Origin of the sequence: Streptomyces sp. NPDC017943 (assembly GCF_044328425.1) — a bacterium.
Lineage (GTDB): Bacteria > Actinomycetota > Actinomycetes > Streptomycetales > Streptomycetaceae > Streptomyces > Streptomyces djakartensis_A.
In genome coordinates, this window is sequence record NZ_JBIRHH010000004.1 from 732384 (window position 1) to 754273 (window position 21890).

Below are 21890 nucleotides of genomic sequence, written 5' to 3' on the forward strand. Positions count from 1 at the left end.
CGCGCCCGTCGAAGCACCGGCAGCCCTGACGACGACCCCCCGGCGTCAGGGCTGCCGGTTTTCGGTTTTCGGTGACCGGGGTGTTTGCCCGGGTTCGTTTGCCCGGGTTTTGCGCGGCTCCCGGAATGTGTCGTTCCGCACGGTCGTTGACGCCGGGTATGACTGCTACGACGACTCTGCGCAAGCTCGGCTCCTCCGACCTCGAGGTCTTCCCGCTCGCCCTCGGCGGCAACGTCTTCGGCTGGACCGCCGACGAGGACCGGTCCTTCGCCGTCCTCGACGCCTACACCGCGGCCGGCGGCAACTTCGTCGACACCGCCGACGTCTACTCGGCGTGGGTCGACGGCAACCGGGGCGGTGAGTCCGAGACCATCCTCGGCCGGTGGCTCCGGGCGCGCGGGAACCGCTCCGAGGTCGTCGTCGCCACCAAGGTGAGCCAGCACCCCGACTTCCAGGGGCTGTCCGCCGCCACCATCAAGGCCGCCGCCGACGCCTCCCTGCGCCGGCTGGGCACCGACCACATCGACCTGTACTACACCCACTACGACCGGCCCGAGGTGCCCGTCGAGGAGATCATCGGCGCCCTCGACGCGCTCGTGAAGGCCGGCAAGGTGCGGCACATCGCCGCCTCCAACATCTCCGCGGAGCGGCTGCGGGAGTCCCTGGAGTTCTCCGACCGCGAGGGACTGGCCCGCTACGTCGCCCTCCAGCCCCACTACAACCTGGTCTCCCGCGACACCTACGAGGGCGGGCTCCAGGACCTCGCCGAGCGCAGCGGCCTCGCGGCCGTGCCGTACTACGCCCTCGCGTCGGGCTTCCTCACGGGCAAGTACCGGCCCGGCACGAACGTCGAGAGCGCGCGGGCCGGGGGCGCGGCCAGGCACCTGGAGACGGAGCGCGGGCGCCGGGTGCTCGACGCGCTCGACGAGATCGCCGCGGCGCACGAGGTGCCGGTGGCGACGGTCGCCCTGGCGTGGCTCGCCGCCCGGCCGACCGTCGTCGCGCCGATCGCCTCCGCGCGGACGGTGGAGCAGCTGCCGGCGCTGGTGGGGGTGGCGCGGCTGACCCTGACGGAGGCGGAGACCGCCCGGCTCGACGAGGCCTCCGCCTGACGGAGCGAGGGGGAGCGGCGGCTCAGCGGCGGCTGAGTGCGGCTGAGTGGTGGCTGAGTGGTGGCTGAGTGGTGGCTGAGCGGCGGTTTGGAGCGGCTCAGGAGCGGCTCCGTGGCGGCTCAGGAGCGGTAGGGGTTGTACGCCGGGTGGGGAGCCGGCCGGTGGGGCCGGCCGTACGCGCCGTGCGCGCTGTTTGCGCCGTATGCGCCGTACACCCCGTGCACCGGCCAGGGCGGCGCCATTGCCGGGGGTGGCGGGGAGGTCACCCGGGCCGCGTGGACCAGGGCCGGGCGGGCCGCCTCCCGGCGCCGCCACAGCTCGCCGAGCAGTTCCTGCTCGCGGACGGTGAACCCGGCGCCGGCCCGGCCGCGGCGGGCCCGGTGCCGGAGGAACGCGAGGGACGTCGCGTACGCCTCGTACCGGGCCACCTCGCGCGCCGCGCCCCTGCCCGCGTGGCGCCGGGCGTGGGCGCGGGCGATCCGCCGGGCCCGCATCGAGCCCAGCGCGTACGGCTCCGCCGGGTCCAGCCAGCCGGCCACCGCGTACGCGGGCAACTCCTCGCGCACGGTCCGCAGCTCCCGCTGCCGGGTCCAGATCACCAGCCAGGTCAGCAGGCCGAAGATCGGCACCATGAACGCCGCGTACACGGCGAAGAAGCCGTACTCGCCGAACGACGCGGAGCCGTTCCACATCGCATGCATGCCCATCGCCAGCAGCAGGCCGGCGAGCGGGAACGCCACCCGGCGGAACCGGGCGCGGTCCCCGGCGAGCGCGGCGACGCCGAAGCCGATGCCGGTCAGGACCGTGAACAGGGGGTGGGCGAACGGCGACATGATGATGCGGACGAAGAAGGTCGCCGCCGTGACGGACGCGATGCCCGTGCCGCCGGTCATCTGGTCCGTGCCGAAGGCGGTGCCCAGGTAGAGGATGTTCTCGGTGAACGCGAAGCCGGTCGCCGTGACGCCGGCCACGACGACGCCGTCGATGATCCCGGTGAAGTCGCGGCGCCGGAACAGGAAGACCAGCAGGACGGCCGCCGCCTTGGCGGACTCCTCGACCACCGGCGCTATCACCGTCGCGCCGAGCGTGTCCGCGCTGGACGGGTCCGCGGTGGCCGTGGCTATCCATCTCGTCGCGAAGCTGTTGGCGACGATCGCTATCAGCGCCGCCGCGCAGGCGCCCCAGGCGAAGCAGAACAGCAGGTTCCGCCAGGGGCCCGGTTCGACCCGGTCCAGCCAGCGGAACGACGCCAGCAGCAGGGGGACCGGGAGGACGGCCAGGCCCAGCCCGACCAGGAACCCTTCCGTGCCGGTCTCCTCGCGCACCAGGGCGAGGATGACCAGGCCGGATATCGCGAGGAGCGTGCTGGGCGCGCCGTAGCGCACCCAGGGGCGCTGCCACCAGTGCGCGTGCCGCAGGGAGCCGCCGACGGGGGTGCCGTCGGCGGGTCCGCTGGGATACGGAAACGGGGAACTGGTGGCCACGGCTTCGACCCTAACGACGGAGGGGCGCCGTCCGCAGGCGGGAGGTGACGGGCGCGGTCAGGCGCCGGCGGAGGGCTGGGGTTGGTCCGCGTGTGGTACGCGCCGGAACAGGAGGTCGTTCACGACATGTCCCTTGTCCAGTCCCTGGCCCTCGAAACGGGTCAGCGGCCGGAAGTCGGGGCGCGGGGCGAAACCGCCGTCGGCCTGGGTGTTCTCGAAGTCGGGGTGAGTCGTGAGGACGTCGAGCATCTGTTCGGCGTACGGCTCCCAGTCGGTGGCGCAGTGCAGCAGCGCGCCGGGGCGCAGCCGGGTGGCGGCGAGGGTCAGGAAGTCGGGCTGGATGAGCCGGCGCTTGTGGTGCCGCTTCTTGGGCCACGGGTCGGGGAAGTAGACGCGCAGGCCGTCGAGGGAGTCCGGGGCGAGCATCTCGCGCAGCAGGATGATCGCGTCGCCGTTGCCGACGCGGAGGTTGGACAGGCCGTTGTGGTCGGCGAGGTTGAGCAGGTTGCCCTGGCCGGGTGTGTGGACGTCGACGGCGAGGACGTTGGTCGCGGGGTCCGCCGCGGCCATCTGGGCCGTGGCCTCGCCCATGCCGAAGCCGATCTCCAGGACGACGGGGTGGTCGTCGCCGAAGAGGTCGCGCAGGTCGAGGGCGTGGCCGTCGATGTCGAGGCCCCACTTCGGCCACAGCCGCTGCAGGGCGTCGGCCTGGCCTGCCGTTACCCGGCTGCGCCGGGGCTGGAAACTCCGGATGCGCCGCTCGAAGTGCGACCCGGCCGGGTCCGGCTTCGGACCGTCGGGGAAACGCGGCTCGCCCTTGGCCCGGGTGTGGCGGAGGGAGCCACCCGGGGTGTGCGGGTGAGGGCTCGGGGTTTCGGGGGTGTTCGCGGAGTCAGACACAGTGGTCCCGATTTTACGGCCGTGGTGCTTCGCCTGTGCTTCGCCTGGCGCCGGTGGTGGGTCGGGGCCGTGTCGGGGGGTGTCCGTCCTCGGAACGGCGCGATGGGGTCTCACACCGACTCACTGTCCGTCGACGCGCCAACCAGCTGCGGGCGGACACCCCCCGACACGTCCCCTTGCGTCGTACGGCGGCACCCCGTTCCGCCGGGTTGCGGGCCTATCTGGCCTCGGCATCGGCGCCGTGCCCGCCGCTACGCCGGGTTGCGGTCCCGCCCGGCCTCGGCGTCGACTCCGTGCCTCCGCTGCGCCGCTACAGCGCGTTCAGGGCTCTGCGGGCCACCTCGCGGCCGATCGGGAGGGAGGCCGTCGCCGCCGGGGACGGGGCGTTCAGTACGTGGACCGTGCGCGGGGCCTCGCGGATCAGGAAGTCGTCGACCAGGGTTCCGTCCCGCAGGACGGCCTGGGCACGCACGCCCGCCGCCGCGGGGACCAGGTCGTCCTCGGTCACGGCGGGCAGCATCCTGCGCACCGCCCGCGTGAACGCGCTCTTGGACAGGGAGCGCCGTAGCTCCCCCGCCCCGTACCGCCAGTGCCGGTGGGCGATCCGCCAGGAGCCGGGCCACGCCAGGGTCGAGGCCAGCTCCCGCGGGCGCAGCGTGGTCCAGCCGTACCCCTCGCGGGCCAGGGCCGGGACGGCGTTGGGGCCGAGGTGGACCTCGCCGTCGATGCCGCGGGTGAGGTGCACGCCGAGGAAGGGGAACGCCGGGTCGGGGACGGGGTAGACCAGACCGCGCACCAGCTCCGGCCGGGCCAGCTCGTAGTACTCGCCCCGGAACGGCACGATCCGCACCTCGGGGTCGTCCCCGGTCAGGCGCGCGATCCCGTCGCAGTGCAGGCCCGCGCAGTTCACCAGGACGCGCCCGCGGACGATCTCGCCCGCCGCGGTGAGCACGGCGACCCCGCGCTCGGGGCGCCGGTCGACGCGGACTACCCTGGTGCCGTAGCGGATCTCCGCGCCCGAGGCGTGGGCCAGCCGGCGGGCGACCTCGACGTAGTCGCAGACGCCGGTCGTGCCGACGTGTATCGCGGCCAGGCCGCGGACCTCCGGCTCGTGCTCGGCGATCTGGGAGGCGCCCAGCTCACGGACCGGGATGCCGTTCTCCCGGCCGCGCTGCACGAGGGCGTGCAGGCGGGGGAGCTCCGTACGGTCGGTCGCGACGATCAGCTTGCCGGTGACCGCGTGCGGGATGCCGTACTCGGCGCAGAACTTGACCATCTCGGCCGCGCCGCGCACCGCGTAGCGGGCCTTGAGGGAGCCGGGGCGGTAGTAGATGCCGCTGTGGATCACGCCGCTGTTGCGGCCCGTCTGGTGGCGGGCCGGGCCCGGCTCCTTCTCCAGGACGGTGACCCGTGTGCCCGGCGCGGCGCGCGTGATCGCGTACGCCGTGGACAGGCCGACGATCCCGCCACCGATCACCAGCACGTCGCCGTCGTATGCGGTCCCCACGCGCACCACCTCCCGCCTCGATAGTGCACTGCGCCACTGACAGCGGCTTCAAACGCGTGGACGGCGGGTGCTCACGCGGGGGCCACCAGCAGGGGCCGGGCCCGTTCGCGCAGCTCGACCACCCGCGGCTCGTCGCCGTAGGGCTCCAGCCGGTGCAGGAGGTCCTTGACGTACTCCGTGGTGCGGGCCGAGGAGATGCGGCCGGCGACCTCGACCGCCCGTACGCCCTGCTCGCACGCGGCGTCCAGGTTCCCCGACTCCAGTTCGGCGACGGCGGAGACGACCAGCCGCAGGCCGTGCGAGCGGACGAACTCCTCCGTGGGCCGCGACAGCGCCTGTTCGGTGAAGCGGCGGACCTGGCGGGGCGCCTTGAGGTCGCGGTAGCACTCGGCGGCGTCGGCGCAGAACCGGTCGTAGGAGTAGAAGCCGAGCCAGCTCGGGTCGTTGTCGCCGGGCCGGGCCCGCTCCAGCCAGCTCTCGGCCGCCTTGAGGGCGCCGCCCGCCGCGTGGGCGTCGTTGGCGCGCGCGTGCGCGCGTGCCTCGACCAGGCGGAAGAAGCTCATGGTGCGGGCCGTGGCGAGTCCGCGGTTGCGCTCCAGGGCGGCCTGGGCGAGGTCCACGCCCTCGTCGCCGAAGCCGCGGTAAGTGGCCTGGAGGGACATGGAGGCCAGGACGTAGCCCCCGAGGGGGACGTCGGCGGCCGCCCGGGCCAGGCGCAGGGCCTGGATGTAGTAGCGCTGGGCGGCTTCCTGCTGGCCGGTGTCGAAGGCCATCCAGCCGGCGAGGCGGGTGAGCTCGGCGGAGGCGCCGAACAGGGCACGGCCGACCTCGTCGGTGTAGGAGCCGAGCAGCAGGGGGGCCGCCTCGACCCGTAGGCACTCGGGCACCATCGACGAACGCCAGTCGCCGCCGCCGTACTTGGAGTCCCAGCGGCGGGCGTCCTCGGCGGCCTCCCGCAGTTTCTGCACATCGCTGTGGCCGACTTTGAGCGGTGCGCCGGAGTCCTCGCCGGAACCCACGTCACGCGCCACCGAACTGTCGGCCGGGGTTATCAGCCAGCGCGAGGCGGGCGTGGCGTACGCGCTTACTGCGAAGGATCCGGCCAGCGACTGCCAGATGCCGCCGGAGCCGGCACGGCGGCCGGCGAGGTCGAGGCGGTACAGCTCGGTGGCGGAGCGCACCGCCTGGCCGACGTCCCGGGGGAAGGCGAGCCCGACCTCGGGCGCGGGGTCGGCGTCCGCGAGGCCGATCTCGTGCAGCGGCACCGGGCGGCCGAGTTTCTGGCCGATGGCCGCGGCGATGAGGTGCGGCGCCGCACCCTGGGGCACCATGCCCTTCGACACCCAGCGCGCCACCGAGGTCTTGTCGTAGCGAAGCGTCAGTCCCCGCTGGGCGCCAAGGTCGTTGACGCGCCGCGCGAGGCCGGCGTTGGAGATTCCCGCGAGGGCGAGAACGGCGCCGAGCTTTTCGTTCGGCCCGCGTTGCTCCCTGGACATGCGCCACCCCTCGACACAGACGGCTGCCGCGCTGGCATAACCGTGCGGCATTCGTAAACCCAGCGTAGTTCGCCGCATCCCAAGCGTTAAGGGGCATTCTTCCGGTTGGCGGGATTGTGGTCCGTACTGAAGTGCGGTTCAGATACGGGCAGTTGCAACGTGCTCCCGGTGTGTGGCCGTGCGCCCGCCCGTGCGCTCTTCTCCGGCCATCCCGGGAGCGGTTCCATGGTTCCCGCGTGGGTCGGCCCGCTGTACTGGATCCAGTGGGCTGGGGGACACCGCCGCCTTCATCCCCGCGGGCGGCGGAACGGTCCGGGAGGCGCGTTCCGTCTCCCGGACTGCGCGGCCGGGCCGTCCTGCGCGGAGCCTGTACGGAGCGTGTTCGACTCCCGTCGTCCGTCGGCTATTTGGCCGAAAACCGACCCCGCCTTCCGGGCTGTGCCGACGCCGCGACCACGGTACTCGAGGGCGCTTCGGGCGTGATTGGGGCGCATTTCGGGGGCGCATTGGCGGCGCGCTCCTGCTGCGGACATGTCGCCCGCCTGCCTTGCATGTTGGCCGGACTCTTCCTCCTGCGGCCGGTCTCCTCGGTTCCTCCTCGTTCCTCCTCGTTCTTCCGGTGCTGGGCGTACGTCCTCCGCCGCCGCCCTTGACCGGCCTCCGCCGTCTTCCGCCGACTTTCCGGCGGTGGTCCGTGCCGCCCGTATCGCCGTGCCAGGTACGGGCGTTGAGGGTGCACCGGCTCGTGCGGACGGCTCCGCCGGGGCGCATCCGGCGGAGCGCGAGCGGCGCGGGCACCCTCCGGAGCGCTTCCTTCATGGCAGCATGGTGAACCGGTTCGTGCGGTGCACTGGTTGTCCACAGCCTGTGGAGGCGGCGATGCGGTGGTTGGTGGGATGGAGCAGCACCGCCGCGGGAGCCGTCGCTGGCGGCACGGCGGGGGCGACGGGGAGCGACGGCGAGACGCTGCACCCGGTGGGGTCCCAACTCCTGTGGGGCGACCCGGATCCCCTGTGGGCGGTCGGCGACTGGCGCCCTGACGAGGTCCGCGTTGTGAAGGCCGACGAACACACCCGCATCGCCGTGCTCGGCATCTGCGGAGCCACCGACGAGCAGTTGCGCGTCGCTCTGTTCGCCGCGCGGGGCGGGGCCCTGCGCCATCTGACCGCGTGGCCGGGCAGCTACACCGCGATCGTCCAGGTCGGCAGGAGGATCACCGTCTGCGGTGATCTCGCGGGCGTCCGGCCGGTGTTCCACACGCCCTGGGCCGGCGGCACCGCGTACGCGACCGCCGCCCTGCCGCTGGCCGACCTCGTCGAGGCCAACCTCGACTTCGGGCACCTCGCCGCGTTGCTGGCCGCCCCGGACGTCCCCGCCGCGCTGCACGACTCCACGCCGTACGACGGCGTGAAGCGCATTCCGCCGGGGCACGCCTTGATCCTGCGCGCCGGGGCCCGCGAGATCGCCGGGTACGAGCCGCGGGCCTCACTGGCGGTGGCCGCCCCGCCGGCCGACCCCGACAGCGCCGTCGACGCCGTGCGCGACGCGCTCGTGGAGGCCGTCCGCACCCGCCTGTCCGCCCCCCGGCACGTCCCCGGCGCGGACATCGACCCCGGGCCCGTCCCCGGCATGGGCCCCGCCGAGCGGCGTGCCGCGCGCGGTATGCCCGTGCCCGGCATCGGGGCCGACCTGTCCGGCGGCCCGGCCTCGGGCGCGCTGGCCCTGCTCGCCGCGGGTCTGCCCGGGATGCCCGGCACCGTCCTCGGGCACGGCACGGGCGCGGGGGAGCGGCTGCTCGCCGTCACCTTCAACGACCTGGCCGTCAAGGCGCCCGAGGCCGAGCTGGAGCAGGCCGGGGCGCTGGCCGCGAACCCGCGGCTGCACCACGTGGTCGTCGCGGGCGGCGAGGAGACCCTGCCGTACGCCGACCTCGACGGACCGCTGACCGACGAGCCCGGGCCGTGCCTGGTCACGGCGGCACGGCACCGCGCCCGGCTCGCCGCGGGCAGCGCGGACCACTTCACCGGCTACGGGGCGCGGCAGGTGCTGGACGCGCACCCGGCACGCCTGGCCGACCTGCTGATGGACCGCAAGCGACGCCATCTGGTGCGCCCGGTCGCGGCGTTGACCAAGGCCGACGGGTCGGTGCTGGTCCCCGCGCGGGTGTACGCGGCGGCCCGGCGGCTGTCCCGTACGCCCTACCGCACGGGCCTGGAGTCCCTTGCCGGGCAGCTCCTCGACCCGCGGCCGGACGACGGCCTCGACGCGTCCGGCGGGGCGGTGGAGGCGTCCCTCGCCGCGCTGAGCTGGGGCAGACCCGGGCCGGCGGCGCGCTGGCTGACCGGTGAGGCGCTCGCCGAAGTATCGGTTCGCCTCCAGGCGGCCACGCACCGGTCCGAGCTGGTGGGGCCCGGGCAGCGGCCGGGCGACTTCCGCGCGCGTGCGGCCCTGGCCCGCTACGCCGCCGACCTGCGGGTGCTGGAGCAGGCCGCGGAGATCCGCTTCCAGCGGCTGCACGCGCCCTTCCTCGACAACCAGGTCGTCCGCGCGGCCCGCGCCCTGCCCGAGGCGCTGCGGGTACGCCCCGGGGCACGGGCCGCGATCCTGCGCACGGTGCTGGAGGGGGCCGGCGTGCGCGAGCTGCCGCCCGGCTGGGGCGTCCCGGCCCCGGCGACGACGGCGGCCGCCGCGCGCACGGGGCTGCGGGTCGCGGCGGACTCCCTGATCGGGCTGTTCGAGACGCCGCTGCTGGCGGAGGCGGGACTGGTGGAGGCCCGCGTGGTCCGCAAGGCGCTGCGCGGCGCGGCGGCGGGCGAACCCCTCCCTCTGGACGGTCTCGCCGAACTGGTCTCCTTGGAACTGTGGCTGCGCCGCCTGCTGTCCCGTCGCGGCACGTGCTGGACGGGCACCCCCGCGAGGGCCCGAGCGGTGCCGGCGGGAATCGCCCCGCGGCGGGGGGCGCTGGGAGCGGGGGCCGGAGGGCGGCGCGGGTAGCAGCACCGCGCGCGTCCCGCCCCTCCCGCGGCGAAAGCCTCGGGCCGTTCCGTCGTCCCGGCGACAATGGCCCCGTGCGGTACAGAATCCTGGGTGTCACCACGGTGGAGGACGAGGCCGGCGCCGTCGTGGCCGTCGGCGGGCCCCGGCTGCGCGCGCTGCTGACCGCCCTTGCCCTGCGCCCCTCCCGCGTCGCCACCCCGGGCACGCTCATCGACGAGGTCTGGGCCGGCGACCCGCCCCAGGACGCCCCCGCCGCCCTCCAGGCCCTGGTCGGCCGGCTGCGCAGGGTGCTCGGCAAGGACGCCGTCGTCTCCGCGACCGGCGGCTACCGGCTCGCGGCGCACCCGGACGACGTCGACCTGTTCGTCTTCGACCGGCTGGTCCGGCACGGCACCGACGCCCTGACCGGCGACGACCCCGGCCGGGCCGAACACCTCCTCGACCGGGCCCTGGCCCTGTGGCGCGGCCCCGCCCTGGCCGATCTGCCCGACCGGTCCGCCGCCACCCGGGCGGAGGCGACCAGGCTGGAGGCGATCCGCGCCCGGGCCGAGGCCCGTCTGCGGCGGGGACGCGCCCGGGAGGCCGTACCGGAACTGCGGGAGCTGACCGCCGTCCACCCCTACGACGAACCGCTGCACGCCCTCCTCGTCCGGGCCCTGCGCGCCACCGGCCGGGACGCCGACGCGCTGGAGGCGTACGAGTCCGTCCGCCGGACCCTCGCCGAAGGGCTCGGCACCGACCCGGGGCCCGAACTGCGCGCCCTGCACGCCGACCTGCTCGGCACCGGCGCGAGGAGCGAGCACCCCGGGACCCCCGCGCCCGGGCCGGGACCGGCACGCGCGCGCACCGGCAACCTGCGCCCCCGGCTGACCTCCTTCGTCGGCCGGGAGCCCGAGATCGACGCCATCCGCTCCGACCTGCGCGGGGCCCGGCTCGTCACCCTCACCGGACCGGGCGGCTCCGGCAAGACCCGTCTCGCCGAGCAGGCCGCCGCCGGACTCCCCCCGGCATGGCTGGCCGAGCTGGCCCGGCTCGACCGGCCCGAGGCGGTGCCGGACGCGGTGGTCAGTGCGCTCGGCCTGCGCGAGACCGTCCTCATGACCGGCGAGCGCGCCACGGCCGTGCAGGAGGACCCCGTCGCGCTGCTCGTGGAGTACTGCGCCGCGCGCGACCTGCTGCTGATCCTGGACAACTGCGAGCACGTCATCGAGGCCGCCGCCCACCTCGCCGAGACCCTCCTCACCCGCTGCCCGCGGCTGACGATCCTCGCCACCAGCCGGGAACCGCTGGGCGTACCCGGGGAGTCGGTGCGCCCCGTCGAGCCGTTGCGGCAGGACCACGCCCGGCGGCTGTTCGCCGAGCGCGCCGCGGCCGTGCGGCCCGACGCCGGTGCCCTGCTCCGCGACGAGCGCGCGGTGGCGGAGATCTGCCGGCGGCTGGACGGACTGCCGCTCGCCATCGAACTGGCCGCCGCCCGGCTGCGGCTGCTCACCCCCCGGCAGATCGCGGACCGGCTCGACGACCGCTTCCGCCTGCTGACCTCCGGCAGCCGCACGGTCCTGCCCCGCCAGCAGACCCTGCGAGCCGTCGTCGACTGGTCGTGGGACCTGCTCGACGAGGCCGAGCGGCGCGTGCTGTGCGAGGTGTCGGTGTTCGCGGGCGGCTGGGACCTCGAGGCGGCGGAGGCCGTGTGCACCGGCCCCGCCGCCGGACTGCTCGGGGCGCTCGTCGACAAGTCCCTGGTGGTGGCCGCCCCGGGCCCGCAGGACGGTCCCGGCGGCATGCGCTACCGGTTGCTGGAGACCATCCACGAGTACGCCGTGGAGCGCGCGGCCGAGACCCCGGGCCTGCGCGCCGGCGCCGAGACGCGGCACCGGGCGTGGGCGGGCGCGCTGGTCGAGCGGGCCGGCCCGCTGCTGCGCTCCGCCGGCCAACTGCCCTGGATCGCCCGCCTGGAGACCGAGCTGGACAACATCCGCGCGGCCCTGGACCGGGCGCTGACGGCCGGGGCGGAGGAGGAGGCCGGGGCCCTCGTGCTGACCATGGGCTGGTTCTGGTGGCTGCGCAACTACCGCCACGAGGCCATGGAGTGGCTGGAACGCACCCTGTGCCCCGGCCGGAGCCCCGGCACCGGCAGCCCCCGGCCGCCGGGGGACGGCGCGCCCCGTCTCCTCGCCGTACCGGACGACGAGGCGGTGGGGCATCCGCTGCATGACCTGCGGATGGACCTGCGGATGCTGCATCTGTTCTTCCTGAGCGACGCGGCGCCCGTGGACCCCTCCTCGGAGAGCCGGCGCCGCCACCTGGCCCGCATGCGCGCCCACTACGAGAGCGGCGGCCCGCGTGCGGCCCGCATACCCGGCCTGATCTGGCCCATCGTCGTCGCCTTCTCCGACGACCAGGACGACGTCCGGTCCGTCATGGACGCCGCCGTCGCCAACTGCCGGGCCCACGGCGGCGACTGGGAGACGGCCGTGGCCCTGCTGTTCCGCACGCACACGGTCGTCGACGCCCCCGGTGACCTGCTGTGCGTCGACGACGACCTCACCGAGCTGCGGGCGCTCGGCCGCCGCTGCGGCGACCGCTGGCTGCGCGCCCAGGCGTGCGGCGCGGCGGGCGAGGCCGCCATGGCGCGCGGTGCGTACGACGAGGCCCGCGGGGAGTACGAGGAGGCCCTGCGCCTGGCCTACGAGGTCGGCGCGTACGCCGAGTCCCCGCTCCTGCTCGCCCGGCTCGCCGAGATCGCCTACCGCGCGGGCGACCGGACGGGCGCGCTGACCGCACTGGACGAGGCGAGCGCGGCCGCCGACCGGTACGCGGTGACCGACTCCAAGGCGTTCGTCTCCCTGCTGCGCGCCCAGATCGCCGCCGACGACGGGGAGATGCCGCTGGCGCGCGCCCTGTGCGAGGAGGCGCGGGCCGATGCCGCGCGGGGCACGCCGCCGCCCCAGTTCACGGTGACGCTGCATCTGGTCGACGCCGTGATCACGGCGGCCGAGTCCGGCCCGGAGGCCGCCCTGGCGAAGGTGGCCGGGGTGCTGCGGGAGGCCGTGGGCAAGCGGTGCTCCGGCGCGGTCCGGGCCGCGGTGGCCGACGCCGCGGCGGCCGTACTGGCCGACCTCGGCGACTGCGCCCGGGCCGCCCGGCTGCTCGGCGCCGCCGACCGGTGGCGGGCCTGCCGGGCCCGCCCCCTGCCCGAACGCGGCCCGTCGGAGCGCGCGGCGGCCATCGCGAGCGCCGCCCTGGGCGCCGGCGGGTACACCGCCGAGCGCGCCTCGGGCGCCGCCCTCGGCCCGCGGGACGTCCTGCGGGAGCTGGACGAGGCGCGCGGTGCGCACGCCGCTAGCGGCAGGTGAACGTCGACTCCGCCCAGTCCGCGAGCGTCACGTCGTCGAGCACGCCGCGCGGTTCCACCACGAGGCGCACCGTGCTCCGGCCGGTGAGGTCCACGTGGACCGGCACGGCCGGGTCGCCGCCCTCGACCAGCCCGGACCGCCACAGCCGCACACCGTCGGCGTAGACGGAGAAGTGGACGCGGCCGAGCCCCAGCGCCAGGTCGTCGACCCCCGCCTGCGCGTCGTAGGAGGTGCAGGACCGGTTGAGGTCGACGGTGACGGAGGACCGGCCGTGCACGGTGACGCCGTGCGCGTACCGCCGGCCGTCGACGGACGGCCCGGACCGCTTCCAGACCCAGCTGCTCGCGCCGCTCCGCATCTCGGGTCCCGTCCCGTCCCCGGCGACGTCGTACGCCAGGTCGCTCCACCGGTAGACGGTCGGTGCCGGGGGCGGCGGGGGCGGGGCGGGTGGTGGTGCGGGCGGCGACGGGGGAGCCGGGGTGGGTTCGGGGGCGGGGGTGCGCGGAGGTGTGGGTTTCGGGACGCCGGGGGGCGGGGTGGGCGCCGGCGTGCGGGAGGCCGAGGGGGACGGGCTCGGGCTGGTCCGGGGGGCCGGGGTGGGCGCGGGTGTACCGGCGCCGACGGGCAGCAGCGCGGGCGGCTTCGGCCCGGGGCCCGGCTTCGAGGCGGGGGGCGTGGGATCACCGGGCCGGACGGCCGACGAGGGCGGAGCGGCCGGCCGGGCCGGCCCGGCCTCCTCCTTCGGTGTCTCGCTGCCGGCCAGCGCGAGCGCCACCGCGACGGCGACGCCCACGGCGACCACACCGGCCGCCGCACCGGCCTTCAGCGGCGCGCCGAGCCCCTCGGACACCGCACCGCCGCCGGCACCCCCGGCCCCGCCGGACGAGCCGCCCGCCGCCGCGGCGGCCCCGGCCGCGCCCGCGCCCGTGCCCCCGGCGATGATCCCGGCCGCCTTCGCGTACCCGGCGGCACCGAACCAGCCGATGACGGCGACCGGCACGACGGCCGGGATGCCCCCGGCCACCTCCGCGATCTGGCTCGCCGCCAGCCGGCACTTGGCGCACTCCTCCAGGTGCCCGCGCAGCCCTCGCTCGGCCCGGGTGCGCAGCCGGCCGCGCGCGTAGGTGCCCAGCTGGTCGGCCCAGCGGGCACACTCCTCGTCGGCGGTGAGCGTGGCACTGACGTGGGCCTGGAGGTAGGCCTGCCTGAGTCCCTCGCGGGCCCGGCTGGCCAGGACCCGGGTGCCGTTGGCGTCGAGCCCGAACAGCGTGGCGACCTCGCTGGGGGACTCGTCCTCCACCTCCGTGTGCCACAGCACGGCCTGCCACCGCTCGGGCAGCGACCGGAAGGCCCGCATGGCCATCGACTGCTCGGCCTCGTGCATCGCCCGTACGTCCGCGCCGAGTTCGAGCGTGTCGCCGTCGGACACGTCGGAGCCCCGGGCGGACCCGGCGGCGAACACGGCGAAGTCGTCGACGAGTTGCTCGCGGCGGGCGGACCGCGTCCAGGAGGCGGCCACCCGCCGGACGGAGGTCAGCAGATAGGCACGCACCGCGTGCGCCGGCCCGGCCCCGCCGCGTACCGCCTGCAGCATCCGGGCGAAGACCTCGGCGGTGAGGTCGTCGGCGGTGTGGGCGTCGCGGCAGCAGGTACGGGCGTACCGGCGCACGGCCTGCGCATGGCGCCGGTAGAGCTCCTCGTACGCCGTGTCGTCGCCCGCGCGCATCCGGTCGATCAGATCGGCGTCGGAGGGCGGCAGTTCGCGCGGCGGCGGCAGGACGCCGTCCTCGCGGCCTTCGCGTCCCTCGCGCTGAGCCGGGACCGCACCGTCGTGGGGAGCGGGGGGCGGCACGGCCGCGCGCCCGCCCTGGCTCGGCACCTGGGGCGATACCTCGCCACCGGCCGTGACGTCGCCGCCGCCCCCGTCCGACTCGTCCCGCTCGTCACCGCTCATCGCGGAACGCCCCCGCCAGCCGCCCAACCCGTCCAGACCACCGGGTCAGCGTGCCACAGCGGTCCCCACCGGGAACGCTTGAGCCAGGAGCATCACCCGTCCGTGGGGATCCACCGCACGCCAGTACTGAACGGCACGCGCCCGGGGAAGGATCGCGCCTTCGGGCTCCCTCCGCGCAGCCCTCCGGACCACCGGCGACCGGGGCCGGCGGCACACGCACCGACCACGGTCCCTCGCCGGACGGAAACCGGCCCGCACACCTCTCCCCCGCCTCGCGCGTGAGGCCCGGAGCGCACGCCCCGGGCCTCTTCGCGGCCTCTTCGCGCCACGGCCCTCACGGGCCCCGATGTGCCCGGGGCCCGTACGCACCGCGCCGGTTCACGCCGGTCGCGAGCGCAGTCCCTCCAGCAGGATGTCGAGCAGCCGGGCCGAGGCCGCCGCCTGCTGGGCCGCGTCCGGCAGCGAGGGCGCCGCCGTGGCGATCACCAGCAGGACGTCCGCCACGGACACGTCCGCCCGCAGCTCGCCCGCCGCCCGGGCCCGCTCCACGAGCCGGCCCACGACGTCGAGCAGCGCCGCCGCACCGGCGTCGTCCTCCTCCGCCGCGGCAGCCGGCACCGCCGCCACGGACGCCGGCTCGTCCGGGACGAGCCGCAGCTCAGCCGGTCCGGGCTGCGTCCGCTGCTGCGGCACCCGCGCACCGCCCGCGCCGTCCTCCACGGGCACCCGCAGCACCTGCGGCGGCAGCAGCCGCCCGGCGCCGGAGGCCACCGACGTCCGCAGGAAGCGCGACAGCGCCGACCACGGCTCGTCCTCCTGCCCGAGCGCCGCACGCGCCTGGTCGGTCAGCCGGGAGATCTCCTCCTCGGCTATCCGGCGCACCAGGACGTCCTTGCTCGGGAACCGCCGGTAGACCGTGCCCACGCCGACCCGCGCGCGCCGCGCCACGTCCTCCATCGGCGCGCCGTAGCCCAGCTCGCCGAAGACCTCGCGCGCCGCACGCAGCACGTGCTCCAGATTGCGCTGCGCGTCCACGCGCAGCGGTGTGGTCCGCGCCCCGTCCGGGCGGGCGCCGCCCGGCGTCGCGCTCATCGTCGCGCCGCCCGCGAGAGCGGACACGGTCGACCATCGAGAATCCTGAACATGCATATGCATTCCCCCGGTAATGACGTCTCCCCCCGGAGACACTCCCCGTCAAGCCATCGCGGGACGGGGGAACAGGCCCGGGTCCGCGGGCCCGCCCGTCGCGGACCCGGTGAGCACATCCCCCTACACCCCGTCGACACACGAACATAGTTGAGAGGCAGTCAATTCAGAAGGGGCAGGTTCCGCACAGAGCGCCCACCGATCGGAGCACGGGCCGCATACGTCCGGAATGTGCCCCCGCGCGCCCCCTGCACCACCCGCCCTGACCTGCGGCGGATCCCACCGCCCCGCCCTTTCGGCCAACTACGCGCCGGCTCCCGCCCCGGTCACACAATTCGTCGAGGCTGTGGACAAACGCAAGCGGCGGGTGCGTCATGGGATGGTGAAGGAACGTGCGCGCATTCTCGTTGTCGGTGGCGGCTACGTCGGGATGTACACGGCCCTGCGCCTGCAGCGCAGACTGGGCCGGGAACTGGACCGCGACGAGGTGGAGATCACCGTCGTCACCCCCGACCCGTACATGACGTACCAGCCGTTCCTCCCCGAGGCCGCCGCCGGGGCCATCTCGCCCCGCCACGTCGTCGTGCCGCTGCGCCGCGTCCTCGGCCGGTGCCGCATCATCATCGGCGAGGCCACCGCCGTCGACCACGGCAAGCGCACCGCCACCGTCACCACCCTCGCCACCGAGGAGGAGGGCACGGACGGACAGCGGCTCGCCTACGACCACCTGGTGCTGGCCCCCGGCTCCGTCTCGCGCACCCTGCCCGTCCCCGGCCTCGCCGACCACGGCATCGGCTTCAAGACCGTCGAGGAGGCCATCGGGCTGCGCAACCACGTCATCGAGCAGATGGACATCGCCTCCTCCACCCGCGACCCCGCCGTCCGCGACGCGGCCCTCACCTTCGTCTTCGTCGGCGGCGGCTACGCGGGCGTGGAGGCGCTCGGCGAGCTGGAGGACATGGCCCGCTACGCCGCCCGCCACTACCACAACGTCCGGCCCGAGGACATGAAGTGGATCCTCGTCGAGGCCTCCGACCGCATCCTCCCCGAGGTCGGCGAGGAGATGGGCCGCTACACCGTCACCGAGCTGCGCCGGCGCAACATCGACGTCCGCCTCGAGACCCGCCTGGAGTCCTGCGCCGACCGGGTCGCCGTCCTCAGCGACGGCGCCCGCTTCCCCACCCGCACGGTCGTGTGGACGGCCGGCGTGAAACCGCACCCCGTGCTCGCCGCGACCGACCTGCCCCGCAACGAGCGCGGCCGCCTCCGGTGCACCCCGCAGCTGTCGGTCGAGGGCACCACGCACGCGTGGGCCGCGGGAGACGCCGCCGCCGTCCCGGACGTCACCGCGAAGGAGCCCGGCCGCGAGTGCGCGCCCAACGCCCAGCACGCCGTCCGCCAGGCCGCCGTCCTCGCCGACAACATCGTGCACACCCTGCGCGGCGAACCCCTGACGACCTACGAGCACTCCTACGCCGGGTCCGTCGCCTCCCTCGGCCTGCACAAGGGCGTCGCGCACGTCTACGGACGCAAGGTCAAGGGCTACCCGGCCTGGTTCATGCACCGCGCCTACCACCTCAGCCGCGTGCCCACCTTCAACCGCAAGGCGCGCGTGCTGGCCGAATGGACCCTGGCCGGGCTGTTCAAACGGGAGATCGTCTCCCTGGGCTCACTCGAACACCCGCGGGCCGAGTTCGAACTCGCGGCCGGTGGAAAGCCTTCCCAGGACCCCCCGCGCAACCCGAAGGGGTCGTCCTGACCCGACCCAGGAACTCCCGCGGCCGGCCCGGCGTCTGACGGATGTCGGTCCGGTCCGCGCCCTGCCAGACTGGTCCACCACCGCGGGCGTGCCCCCCACGTCCCGGTGCGGGCCCCCGGGCCCCGGCCGGTTCCGGCCGCCGACCACTACACGAGGCAAGGATTCGTGAACTTCACGCGCTGGAGCGCCCGGCTCCCCGGAACGCAGCGCCGCGCCGCAGCGCGGACCGAGCAGACGGCCTCCCCGGACCGGCGGGGGGACGGCTCCGTGCCCGCCGCCCGCGCCGAGCAGCTGACCGGTGAGGCCCCGCCCGTCCCCGCCGTCGACGAACTGCGGGTGCGCGAGGTCCTCGACCGCGTCCCCTCCCTCGTCGCCCTGGTCCACGGCCCCGACCACCGGATCGCCTACGTCAATGACGCCTACACCACCGCCTTCGGCGTGCGCCCCCTGGGCGAGCGCGCCCGCGAGGCCCTCCCGGAGCTCGACGGACTCGGCCTGTTCCCCCTGCTGGACCAGGTCCAGCGCAGCGGCAGGCCCCGGACGGTCAAGTCCCGCAAGGCGCCCGACGGCCGCTGCTACACCTTCACCTGCACTCCCGTCGCCCAGCGCGACGACGGCAAGGGCGGCAGCGAAGGCCGCGGCGTCCTCGTCTTCGCCACGGACGTCACCGACCACGCCGAAGCGGCCGAACGGCTGCGCGCCAGCGAACGCCGCCAGCGCGAGACGGCCGTCACCCTCCAGCGCTCCCTGCTGCCCCAGGAGCTGGAAGAGCCCGACGACCTGCGCATCGCCGCCACCTACCACCCCGGCGGCACCGAGGCGGCGGTGGGCGGCGACTGGTACGACGTGATCACCCTCGGCGGCGGCCGCACGGCCCTGGTCATCGGCGACGTCATGGGCCGCGGTGTCCGCGCGGCGGCGGTCATGGGCCAGCTCCGCACGGCCGTCCGCGCCTACGCCCGCCTCGACCTGCCCCCGCACGAGGTCCTCCAGCTCCTGGACGGCCTGGCGGCGGAGATCGACGCCCACCAGATCGCCACGTGCGCGTACGCCATCCACGACCCGAACGAGGGCAGGCTCGTCTACTCCTCGGCGGGCCACCTCCCGATCCTCGTCCGCGACGAGAACGGCACGGTCCTGCGCGCCGACGAACCCACCGGCCCCCCGCTCGGCACCGGCGGCTGGATGCACACCTCGGGCTCCGTCCCGCTCGGCCCGGGCTCCACGGCCGTCCTCTACACCGACGGCCTGGTGGAGCGCCGCGACGCCGACCTCGACGAGGGCATCGCCGCCCTGGAGCGCGCCCTGTCCGGCGCCACCGGCACCCCGCAGGTCGTCTGCGACCGCCTGATCCGCTCGGCCGGCGTCACCCCCGACCACGACGACGACGTGGCCGTCCTGGTCCTCCAGCACCCCGCCCGCACGGGCCCGGACAGCGAGCTGTTCCGCAACGCCGCCCTGGAACTGCTGGGCGGTGTGGAGGCGGCCCCCCGCGCGCGTGCCTTCGCCTCCGGCGTCCTGACCAGCTGGCGCTTCCCCGCGGACCTGCACGACCTGGGCGTGCTGGCGACCAGCGAACTGGTCGCCAACTCCCTGCAGCACGGCACCCCGCCCATGCGGCTGCGCCTGCGCCGCACCGACCGCCGCCTGATCATCGAGGTCACCGACGGCGACGACCACCTCCCCAGACGCCGCCGCGCGGAACCGGGCGACGAATCGGGCCGGGGCATCGCCATCGTCGCCACGATCGCCTCGAACTGGGGCTGCCGCCGCACACCGGGCGGCGGCAAGGCGGTGTGGTGCGAGTTCGTCCTGCCCCGCCCCACACCGACCTGACGGGGACGGATCAGACGTCCGCCGAGACGGGCGCCCCGCCCCGCGCCACGACCCGGCTCCTGGCGACCCACGGCTGGTCCTGCGCGTCCGTCAGCTGCCGCCCCAACCGCACGGCCAGCACGGTGATCCCCAGCGAGAACAGCAGGAACGCCACGATGTACGGACCGTGCAGGGATGCCCCGAGCGGTCCGCCCACCGCCGGCCCGACGGCCAGCGCGAGCTGCTTGACCAGGGCGAACGCCGAGTTGTACTGACCGGCCATGCCTTCCGGCGCCAGGTCGGCCACCAGGGGGGCCACGGTCGGCGACAGCATCGCCTCCCCGAGCCCGAACAGGGCGTACGTCGACACGAACGCGGCGGTCGCCATCTCCTGGCTCCCGTGACCGAGTCCCGCGTACCCCGCGACGACCCACGCCACGGCCCAGATCAGGCCCACGGCGGCGATCACCCGCGACCGGCGGCGCCGCTCCACGAACCGCAGGACGGCGAACTGCGCGACGACGATCACCAGCGTGTTGGCGGCCAGCGCGGTTCCCAGCGCGGACGTCGAGATACCGGCGGCCTCGACCCCGTACGCGCTCAGGCCCGACTCGAACTGCCCGTAGCAGGCGAAGAACAGCACGAAGCCGAGCACGCACAGCTGCACCATGGCGCGGTTGCCCAGCAACTGCTTCCAACTGCCCCGGTCCCCACCGACGGGCGCGTCCATCCGCGGCGCGTGCGGCATCCGCACGGTCGCCATCACCACGACCAGCAGCAGGAACATCGCCGCCTCGATCGCGAAGAGCAGCGTGAAGGACGCGGGGCTGCTGGTGTCGACCAGGTGGCCGCCGATGAGGCCGCCGACGCCGAGCCCGAGGTTCTGCAGGAAGAACTGCATGGCGAAGGCACGCGAGCGGGTGTCGGCGCTGGAGCAGTCCACGATCATGGTCGCCAGCGCCGGCTGCATCACGGCCTGGCCCGCTCCCAGCAAGGACGCCGAGACCAGCACGGCCGCCGCGCTGCCGGAGATCCCCAGGCTCAGCGCCCCCAGGGCGGCGGTGACGAGGGCGGTGAGCAGCACCGGCAGCGGACCTCGCCGGACGATGGCTCGTCCGGCGAACGGCAGCACGATCAGTGCGGCCACAGCGAAGACGGCGAGCACCAGACCCGCCGTCATGGCCCCCAGCCCTCGCACCTGCGCCACGTAGACATACAGGTACGGGACCGTGAAGCCGAGCCCGAAAGCGCTGAGTGCGTTGCCCACGTGGATCCGGCGCATCGCAGCGCCCATCGCCCTGGTCACGTTCACCTCTCTCACAAGTTAGGAGTGAAGACTTCGAAGCTAAAGTTCGATACTAAAGAGTACATACTCAAGGACTTCAAGGCAAAGGAGGGCCGTGCCATACTGCGGCCCATGGGCGACACCCCCGGCCCCAGCGAGCCGACCCTCGAAGAGCAGATCGCCGCGTACCAGCGCGAGTTCCAGGACCTCGACCCCCAGGTGGAGCAGATCGTCTCCGCCCTGTCCCGCCTGAACCGCCGCATGAACGTCGCCTACGGCCGCCAGACCGCGGCCCTCGGGATCAGCAACGCCGAGTGGGAGGTCCTCAAGGCCCTCGTCCTCTCCGGCGCCCCCTACCGCCTGGGCCCCAGCGACCTCGCCAAGCGCCTCGGCCTGACGCCGGCCGCGATGACCCACCGGATCGACCGCATGGTCGCCGAAGCACTGGTGACCCGTGAACGGGACGAGACGAACCGCGTCCGCGTCATCGTGGAGCTGACACCGGAGGGGCGAGAGAAGTGGCTGGAGGCGATGCGCCTGGCGTCGGTCTTCGAAGAGGACCTGCTCCAGGACCTGTCCCCGAAGGAGCGCACGGCGCTGGGCGAGGTGCTCACGCGCCTGCTGCGCCGGGTGGAGCACGCCCAGCCGGACGCCGGCGGACGCCTCACCGACCTGGACTGACGCACCGCGAAAAGATCTTGACAGGAGGGGCTTGACACCCCCCAGTCCGGTCCGTAAGGTTCTTCGGGTTGCCACGGAGCCGTAACGGTTCTTCGGCAGCACTTCCGCCGCAGCAGCGGCACCCACCACAGCACGATCGATCCCAGCGGGGTTGTATTCGGCACGCCCGAATTCAATTCGAATGGGACTCGACGCCCTGATCGAATCCGCTTCGGCTTCGATTTTGGATCGCCGAGAGACCGCGCTAAGGTTGGACACGTCGGAACGGCCCAACGGCCGCTAGGACAAGCCCCTCTGACTGGGAATCAGGCCCGAAAGGATCTGATAGAGTCGGAACCGCCGGAAAGGAAACCGCGAGAGCGGAAACCTGGAAAGCACCGAGGAAATCGGATCGGAAA

The 21890-nt window shown here is 74.8% G+C and carries 13 protein-coding genes; 6 read left to right on the top strand and 7 right to left on the bottom strand.

From position 1 onward, the window contains the following. Window positions 1-158: 158 nt before the first annotated feature. Window positions 159-1112: an aldo/keto reductase gene (locus ACH4C6_RS16975; RefSeq protein ID WP_398109323.1), complete on the top strand. Its 954-nt coding sequence runs from the start codon at window positions 159-161 to the stop codon at window positions 1110-1112. A gap of 119 nt (window positions 1113-1231) precedes the next feature. Here the strand turns inward: ACH4C6_RS16975 and ACH4C6_RS16980 are convergent, their stop codons facing one another. The 4 genes from ACH4C6_RS16980 to ACH4C6_RS16995 form a co-directional block, all read right to left on the bottom strand. Beyond that, entirely contained in the window at window positions 1232-2596 is a 1365-nt protein-coding gene (locus ACH4C6_RS16980; RefSeq protein WP_398109324.1) for a PrsW family intramembrane metalloprotease, read from the bottom strand. A 57-nt stretch (window positions 2597-2653) separates the two neighbouring features. Next, on the bottom strand, window positions 2654-3496 hold the full coding sequence (trmB, locus tag ACH4C6_RS16985; protein ID WP_398109325.1) for a tRNA (guanosine(46)-N7)-methyltransferase TrmB: 843 nt from the start codon (window positions 3494-3496) through the stop codon (window positions 2654-2656). 310 nt (window positions 3497-3806) lie between these two features. Beyond that, entirely contained in the window at window positions 3807-5012 is a 1206-nt protein-coding gene (lhgO, locus tag ACH4C6_RS16990; protein WP_398109326.1) for an L-2-hydroxyglutarate oxidase, read from the bottom strand. 62 nt (window positions 5013-5074) lie between these two features. After that, entirely contained in the window at window positions 5075-6499 is a 1425-nt protein-coding gene (locus ACH4C6_RS16995; RefSeq protein WP_398109327.1) for an MFS transporter, read from the bottom strand. An 879-nt stretch (window positions 6500-7378) separates the two neighbouring features. On the opposite strand from ACH4C6_RS16995, the gene ACH4C6_RS17000 reads away from it, so the two are divergent. After that, window positions 7379-9493 (top strand): asparagine synthase-related protein, encoded by a 2115-nt coding sequence (locus ACH4C6_RS17000; RefSeq protein WP_398109328.1) that lies wholly within the window; start codon window positions 7379-7381, stop codon window positions 9491-9493. Between the two features lie 74 nt (window positions 9494-9567). Continuing rightward, on the top strand, window positions 9568-12852 hold the full coding sequence (locus tag ACH4C6_RS17005) for an ATP-binding protein (protein ID WP_398109329.1): 3285 nt from the start codon (window positions 9568-9570) through the stop codon (window positions 12850-12852). Here the strand turns inward: ACH4C6_RS17005 and ACH4C6_RS17010 are convergent. Together ACH4C6_RS17010 and ACH4C6_RS17015 are read right to left on the bottom strand one after the other, a co-directional pair. Continuing rightward, window positions 12839-14806: a sigma-70 family RNA polymerase sigma factor gene (locus ACH4C6_RS17010; RefSeq protein ID WP_398109330.1), complete on the bottom strand. Its 1968-nt coding sequence runs from the start codon at window positions 14804-14806 to the stop codon at window positions 12839-12841. The two genes, ACH4C6_RS17005 and ACH4C6_RS17010, sit on opposite strands and share 14 nt — an antisense overlap. A gap of 378 nt (window positions 14807-15184) precedes the next feature. Next, window positions 15185-15955 carry a TetR/AcrR family transcriptional regulator gene (locus ACH4C6_RS17015; protein ID WP_398109331.1) on the bottom strand — a complete coding sequence of 257 codons (771 nt, stop codon included), beginning with the start codon at window positions 15953-15955 and terminating at the stop codon, window positions 15185-15187. 376 nt (window positions 15956-16331) lie between these two features. Between ACH4C6_RS17015 and ACH4C6_RS17020 the strand changes: the two genes are divergently transcribed. After that, window positions 16332-17711 carry an NAD(P)/FAD-dependent oxidoreductase gene (locus ACH4C6_RS17020; protein WP_398109332.1) on the top strand — a complete coding sequence of 460 codons (1380 nt, stop codon included), beginning with the start codon at window positions 16332-16334 and terminating at the stop codon, window positions 17709-17711. Window positions 17712-17876: 165 nt separating this feature from the next. Next, window positions 17877-19547 carry a SpoIIE family protein phosphatase gene (locus ACH4C6_RS17025; protein ID WP_398109333.1) on the top strand — a complete coding sequence of 557 codons (1671 nt, stop codon included), beginning with the start codon at window positions 17877-17879 and terminating at the stop codon, window positions 19545-19547. 10 nt (window positions 19548-19557) lie between these two features. Here ACH4C6_RS17025 and ACH4C6_RS17030 read toward each other — a convergent pair whose 3' ends face one another. Continuing rightward, entirely contained in the window at window positions 19558-20820 is a 1263-nt protein-coding gene (locus ACH4C6_RS17030) for an MFS transporter (RefSeq protein ID WP_398109372.1), read from the bottom strand. A gap of 123 nt (window positions 20821-20943) precedes the next feature. Between ACH4C6_RS17030 and ACH4C6_RS17035 the strand changes: the two genes are divergently transcribed. Further along, the gene (locus ACH4C6_RS17035) at window positions 20944-21492 is read left to right on the top strand and encodes a MarR family winged helix-turn-helix transcriptional regulator (RefSeq protein WP_398109334.1); all 549 of its coding nucleotides are present in this window, start codon (window positions 20944-20946) and stop codon (window positions 21490-21492) included. Window positions 21493-21890 lie beyond the last annotated feature (398 nt).